Source organism: Staphylococcus sp. HMSC063A07 (assembly GCF_001836955.1).
Taxonomy (GTDB): domain Bacteria; phylum Bacillota; class Bacilli; order Staphylococcales; family Staphylococcaceae; genus Staphylococcus; species Staphylococcus lugdunensis.
Window position 1 is genome coordinate 1 of record NZ_KV830931.1, and the last position, 548, is coordinate 548.

General features: G+C 50.9%; 5 tRNA genes. All 5 read left to right on the forward strand.

What is annotated here, in order from left to right:
- The first annotated feature begins 40 nt into the window (after positions 1-40).
- Positions 41-122, forward strand: a tRNA-Leu gene (locus HMPREF2597_RS09935).
- Between the two features lie 3 nt (positions 123-125).
- Positions 126-200 (forward strand) — tRNA-Gly (locus HMPREF2597_RS09940).
- Positions 201-207: 7 nt separating this feature from the next.
- Positions 208-296 (forward strand) — tRNA-Leu (locus HMPREF2597_RS09945).
- Between the two features lie 22 nt (positions 297-318).
- Positions 319-392, forward strand: a tRNA-Arg gene (locus HMPREF2597_RS09950).
- A gap of 11 nt (positions 393-403) precedes the next feature.
- Positions 404-477: transfer RNA gene (locus HMPREF2597_RS09955), tRNA-Pro, on the forward strand.
- Positions 478-548 lie beyond the last annotated feature (71 nt).

Here is a 548-nt window from a genome sequence, read left to right on the forward strand (position 1 = left end):
GGGTCAGAGGTTCGAATCCTCTATGGCTCACCATTTATACGCGGGTGTGGCGGAATTGGCAGACGCACTAGACTTAGGATCTAGCGCCTTACGGCGTGGGGGTTCGACTCCCTTCACCCGCATATGCAGAAGTAGTTCAGCGGTAGAATACAACCTTGCCAAGGTTGGGGTCGCGGGTTCGAATCCCGTCTTCTGCTCCATTATTTTGCCGGGGTGGCGGAACTGGCAGACGCACAGGACTTAAAATCCTGCGGTGAGAGATCACCGTACCGGTTCGATTCCGGTCCTCGGCACCATCAATATCCTTATTATCAGTATGCGCCCGTAGCTCAACTGGATAGAGCGTTTGACTACGGATCAAGAGGTTATGGGTTCGACTCCTATCGGGCGCGTTTACTTATAACGGGAAGTAGCTCAGCTTGGTAGAGCACTTGGTTTGGGACCAAGGGGTCGTAGGTTCGAATCCTGTCTTCCCGATATAAAAAAGATAATAATTGATAAAGTAAGATAATATTTATATGGGGGCTTAGCTCAGCTGGGAGAGCGCC